This is a genomic window from uncultured Porphyromonas sp. (assembly GCF_938039215.1).
Lineage (GTDB): Bacteria > Bacteroidota > Bacteroidia > Bacteroidales > Porphyromonadaceae > Porphyromonas.
Genome location: NZ_CALHVI010000047.1, coordinates 1 through 5,593 on the forward strand (window position 1 = coordinate 1; position 5,593 = coordinate 5,593).

The 5,593-nt window shown below is 48.2% G+C and carries 4 protein-coding genes; 2 read left to right on the forward strand and 2 right to left on the reverse strand.

From position 1 onward, the window contains the following. Both Q0336_RS06365 and Q0336_RS06370 read right to left on the reverse strand, forming a co-directional pair. A partial coding sequence (locus tag Q0336_RS06365; RefSeq protein ID WP_298526765.1) for a hypothetical protein occupies window positions 1-339 on the reverse strand: 339 nt, incomplete at its 3' end. Between the two features lie 54 nt (window positions 340-393). Continuing rightward, a complete protein-coding gene (locus Q0336_RS06370; RefSeq protein ID WP_298526767.1) occupies window positions 394-1,278 on the reverse strand; it encodes a glycosyltransferase in 885 nt (294 codons plus the stop codon). 863 nt (window positions 1,279-2,141) lie between these two features. Here Q0336_RS06370 and Q0336_RS06375 point away from each other — a divergent pair. Both Q0336_RS06375 and Q0336_RS06380 read left to right on the forward strand, forming a co-directional pair. After that, the gene (locus Q0336_RS06375; RefSeq protein ID WP_298526769.1) at window positions 2,142-3,179 is read left to right on the forward strand and encodes a hypothetical protein; all 1,038 of its coding nucleotides are present in this window, start codon (window positions 2,142-2,144) and stop codon (window positions 3,177-3,179) included. A 172-nt stretch (window positions 3,180-3,351) separates the two neighbouring features. After that, a partial coding sequence (locus Q0336_RS06380) for an outer membrane beta-barrel protein (RefSeq protein WP_298526771.1) occupies window positions 3,352-5,593 on the forward strand: 2,242 nt, incomplete at its 3' end.

Below are 5,593 nucleotides of genomic sequence, written 5' to 3' on the forward strand. Positions count from 1 at the left end.
TAGTTCTTCAAAGAAGTCCTTATTGGTATATTGTCCGCCTTCAGCTGTGGTGTTTAGGTCAGCCACTTCTCTCTGTAGATGGGCTAGTAGGCCCCAAAAGATATCGTTGAGCTGTGAAGATTTTGAGCTTCTTCGCTGTTCTTGGAGTGTTCGAATAAGTAGGATGATGCTTACTATAGATAGGATCCCACCAACGAATCCACCATAATATCCCCATGTCTCAGCCTTAATTGGTTTATCAAAGTCCCACAGGGTTTGTTTCCAAAGAAACAATATGACGGATGTTGAAAAAGCTAATATGGATAATATCGAAATGATCCAGTACGTATTTTTTTTCATTATCTGTAGTATGGTGTTAGCTGTAAAAAAATAGGTGTTGTGTGTTATGCGTGGCTACTTGAGGCGGGCGGCGATCTTGTCGCCGAGGACGCGGATGGCTAAGCGCGCGAAGAGATAGTACTTGGCGCACTTGGCGTAGAGCGGGCGGTCGGGCGTCACGATGATGGGGGTGTAGGCCTTGTTGTAGTTGGCCTTGAGTGCCTTCTTGTGGCCGTAGACACCCGCCGTATCAAAGATGGAGTAGCGCAGGCCGATCTCTTGGGGCTTGTCGAGCATGCGGTAGTCTTTCCCCTCGACCAGTGTGGGGCGCATGGCTTCGATGACCTTGGTGTACATGACGGGGCCGGTCGTGCGCAGGACGCCCCATAGACCCGCTCCGTGACGGAAGGGCGTGTATTCGTCGATGTTGCGCAGCATCTGCAGGATGACGGCACGCAGGAAGGGGTGACCCGCTACGGAGGCAATGCACCACTGGATGTATTCGCCACGAGGAAGGGTGCCCAGCTCGGGGTAGATGCCGATGCCTTCGTACTGCTCGCCAGGGCGGTTGTCCCAATGCGTCAGGATGAATTGATCTTCAGCGCGAAGGACATCCTTGAGGGGCTTGTCCAAGGAGGACTTGATGTCAATGTACACGCCACCCAGCTGGTAGACGAGGAGGTAGCGGAAGAAGTCGGCACGGGCAGCACCATAGATCGGTGCGATGCGCTGGTAATAGCCCCAGATGACTTCGCCGTAATGCTCGAGGATGAAGGCCTTGATGTCTTCGTCGTCGAAGAGGTGATATTCGTATTCGGGGTTCAAGCGCTTGATGTGCTCGATGTTCTGCTCGATCTCGTGAGGCAGCCCGGTCTTCGCCCGATAGGTCTGGAAGATGTGTCGGCTGATCTCCTTGCCCAATGCCTTCTCCGGCACTAATTCCTGATAATTGATGCTCATCGCTCCTGTTTAACTTTATCGCCGCCAGCCAAATCGCAGCTCATCGGCGCCTCTGCAAAGGTAGTGAAAAGGCCAGGGAGTGGAGGAGAACAGAAAAAGTTGAAAGTCGGGGAGGATCATTCTCTTCACTCAGAGAAGTACCTATTCATGGGTTGCCGAGGTGACCCATGAATGGGTCGCATGGATTACCCATGATGGGTCGCTTCACCGCTCCATGATAGGGGCTTGTGTCTACCCTCTATGAGGCGCTCCTTCTCCCGCTGTCGATGTTCCAAATGTCTAGCCTTTACGGCAGGTAGCTTCAGCCCAAGAGGATATTTCTATCTTTAAGCTGTCATTCCCTTCCTCTATCCAGCTTGCAGCTAATAGAGATTAGAGGAGATGGTAAAGCGACAGGCGTATCGAATATAGGATGAGAAACCAGTATACACTGGTGAAGAGCGGATCTACGAGCTAGACTTGAGGGCACCTGAAGAAAGCATCTACAAGCACTTCCTAAAGTGTGGAATTATCATAGAGTATGATCCGGAGAACTTTGCTCCGGAGTATCTATATCCTCCACAAGAGGAAGAGGACACAGAGAAGCAGTGCTCCAAAGGTCGATATCTCTCCTCTTGGCTTAGTTCTCTATGCCGTAAAGTGTCAACGCTATTTCGGGGCGAAGGCAGAGAATAAGCCCCCTCCAGTCACGCTCAAGCTACAGAACAATAGCTCTGGAGCCGACGAGTATGAGTGGACGCTCGAGGTGGGGATGTGCATCTATCCCCAGCCTATGTTACGGCATGGCCAAAAACTATGGATGTGCTGATGTGGATACTGTGATTGAGGTGTTGTTAGATAAGGTATTTGTAATAAACTAGCTTATGAAGATAAAAGAAGTACGAGAGATCATAAGAGGGGCAAGAAACATACGAAATAGTCCTCTGGGCATTATGTGGTTTCGCGGAGAAAGCACAGAACTGAATAGGGTCGAAGTTTCTAGTAAGATGCTTTTCCTTGAGCCAGGCTTGAGAGGAGGGGTGTTTGCGGCTATGATTCCTGGTGGAGATATCTACGAGATGATGTCCGATGGGATTAAGCTACAGCTACAAGTAGACAAAGCTGTAGGATATCCGAAGATAGGTGAACTCCCCCATTTCTATGTCATGAATAAACGAGATAAAGAGAAAGAGGAAGAGGAATACATCTACAGATATATTCAAAACGGGGAGGTATTATGGACTAGATCATATCCCTATAGACTCGTCGAGCAGTTTGGGGACTATGCTCTCCTATGGGGCACCTTAGGAGGACCGAAGGAAGGTGGTTGTCAGCTCATCGAGCTCGCTACTGGTGCTGTGCTTTGGGAATTAGACCTCCCAGGTGCTTATATCTACAAAGTTTATCCCTACGAGGATAAGGTCGTTATCGTGTGGTTCCCTCCTATGGGGGAAGAAGATAAAAGTCGTGTGTCATGTGTGGAGGTGCCATCTGGGAAGATTATTTGGGAAAATCGAGCGCCGAGATACTACCAAAAGTATGGAAGCGACAAACTAGTATTCTTCTGCTCTTCACTTTGGGAGGATGGATATGAGCGTGGAGATAATCACGAGCTTGCAGAGCTAGACGTACGGACTGGAGCCTTTCAAACGTATCAGTTCCCAGGCTATAACACCAGTACCTATGTAACGACGGTCTACAAGGACTATCTTTTCTATGGAACACTCAACTATTACTTCTACGTTGGGGCTATCGACTTACGTACACACGAGATGCTTCCAGAGGTTAAGATTGACTACACACCAGGGAATCTTAACCAAATATCGAGCATCGGCGTACACGAAGGACAGCTCTACGTGGAGATTCAGACCGAGCTTGATCATAGCGACATCCATGTCTTGGACCTAGACGAGGACGAGTAGCTCATAAGGTTAAGCCGTCAGTAGAAGGCTTATCGCCTCGTCCTTTGAGGTCGCGATTGTAGAGGATAAGACCTCTCGGGTAATGGCCGAGCTACAGAGCAATAGCTATGGATCCGACGAGTATGATAGAACAAGAAATTGATAACTACATAAAACCAGAAATTTGAACCATATGAAGACTCTAACTAAATGCTTCCTACTCCTCGTAGTACTCCTCTGTAGTGAACAAATTCTCTTAGCCCAAGCCATTAAAGGTACAGTAGTAGATGCCGAGGGGAAACCTATTGAGTTAGCCCATGTTATTGCGCGTAAGCGTGCGGACAGTACCTTCGTATCTGGCTGTCTGACAGATGCCCAGGGGCGATTTGCTTTTGATGCTCTGTCTGCGCCTGAGCATATACTCACCGCCAAGTGTATTGGCTACAAGGCTCGCACAATAGCTGCTCAGCCGGTTTGTAATATCATATTGGAGGGTAATGCCACCGAACTATCCGAGGTCGTTGTGCTTAACTCCTATGTCAAGCGTTCTCCCTCGGGCGATCTCTCTGTGCGCATCCAAGGTAATCCTATAGCTAAAGGGAAGAGCCTCATGGAGACTCTACGCCATATACAGGGAGTCGAGGTGCTTAGTGGAAATATCTTGATCAATGGTAAAGACCATACAATCATCTATCTTGGAGATCGCAAGATTACGGCAGAACAATTAGGCTCCATCCCTACCAATATGGTGAAGCATATCGAGGTGATACCCAATGCAGGAGCTTCTTTTGGGCAAGAAGCCCAAGGAGGCATCGTGCGTGTAACTCTTCGACAGAAGGAGGGACTTATTGGGGCAATTGGCTTGACTGCACAAGCAGATGGAGAGGGTTTTATAGATGCCATCCTCACTCCTACGCTACAATATCAGTTTGGTAAGCTATCTGTATATAACAGCCTTAAACTGGGTTCAGGGAATTATCGCACAAGGTACAAGCGTCAAGATAACTACGGCTCGCATCATGTAGATCGAAAGTTTCATTCGGATAAGGAGTCCTTGGCTCTTCTAGAGAATTTGGGGCTACAGTATCAGCTTACTCCGACGCAATCCCTGCAAGTTTATGGAGGGCTATATCTGATTAAGGACCGCATCAATCAAACCAACCACAACGGGCAGCTGCTGAGCCTGAGACAAAAGACCCAAAGCTCTTTTATCGAAGGTAATGCGGGCTTGCTCTATCGAGCTAATCTGAATTTCGGGAAAAACTCTTCCTTCTCCACCAAGGTCGAGTACCTCAGTCAGAGAAATAGCGATCATATAGACTATGAGCTCAATACTCATGACGAGAATGAATTGAGGCAGAGGCTCTCCTACCTCTATGTGGAGCCTCGTTTAGAACTGAAGTCGAGCAAGGGGAGTAGTGTAAACTTGGGGATTCGCTTTAGCCGTCTGAGAGACAGAAACGAAATGTCGGGTATCGCCAGCACAATACTCACTCAAGTAAAGCAACAAGACTTCCAGATCTCTGGAGGGGACTTTGCCCCGTGGGTAGAGTACAGTCGCATGATTGGTCAGCGAGCATTCGTGCAGGTAGGGCTAACCTATCAGCTAACAGATATGCAGTATAGCGATTATATCAATCGGATTGCGTCTATCAAGAACCGTTATTCGGGTCTGTATCCCAATGTCCAGTTGCAATACATGCTTAACCCGAAGAAGCAGTCTGGCCTATCTATAGCTTATCGCCGAGACTATTCGCTGCCTAATTATGGCTACTATAGCCCTGTGGCTGTCTATCAAAACGAGAAGCTGTATAGCATAGGTAACCAAAATCTAAAGGAAGAAACCTTTCATTCTGTAGAGGCGAATTACTACATCAATCCCAATTGGATCCTGACTTATAGGCTAAAAAGCGGTGCGAACATCATACATCTGCTTGCTCATCAAGACCCCATGCAGCCAGATGTGGTGTACACGAGACCCGAGAATAGTGGCACGAGTCTACAGCACTATACTTCGCTCTCCTATACAGCCAGTGTGTCGGACTTTTGGCAGACTAATAATAGGGTCTTTGTGAGACACAACACAGAGAAGAGCCCTGGTAAGACTATCTCCAGTGCTTGGTTGGGGTGGAGTGCCACCCAGCAGTTTAGATTGAGTAAGACAATGGGGCTAACGCTATCGGCTACTGGACAGACAGCAGAGAAGCATCTAAGCCATGAAGTAGGGCTACGCTATAATCTAGATGCAGGTGTCTATATGAGCTTGCTGAATGATCAGCTACAGATCAATCTTGGGGTGCTCAACCTCATTCATAACAGAGCGGTCATGCGCATCAAAACAGATTTTGCAGAGCTTGAGCGTACGGATTTATCCCCTCGTAGACGCCTCAAATTAAGCGTGACATGGCAGTTCTCCAGCGGAGATAAAATCAAGC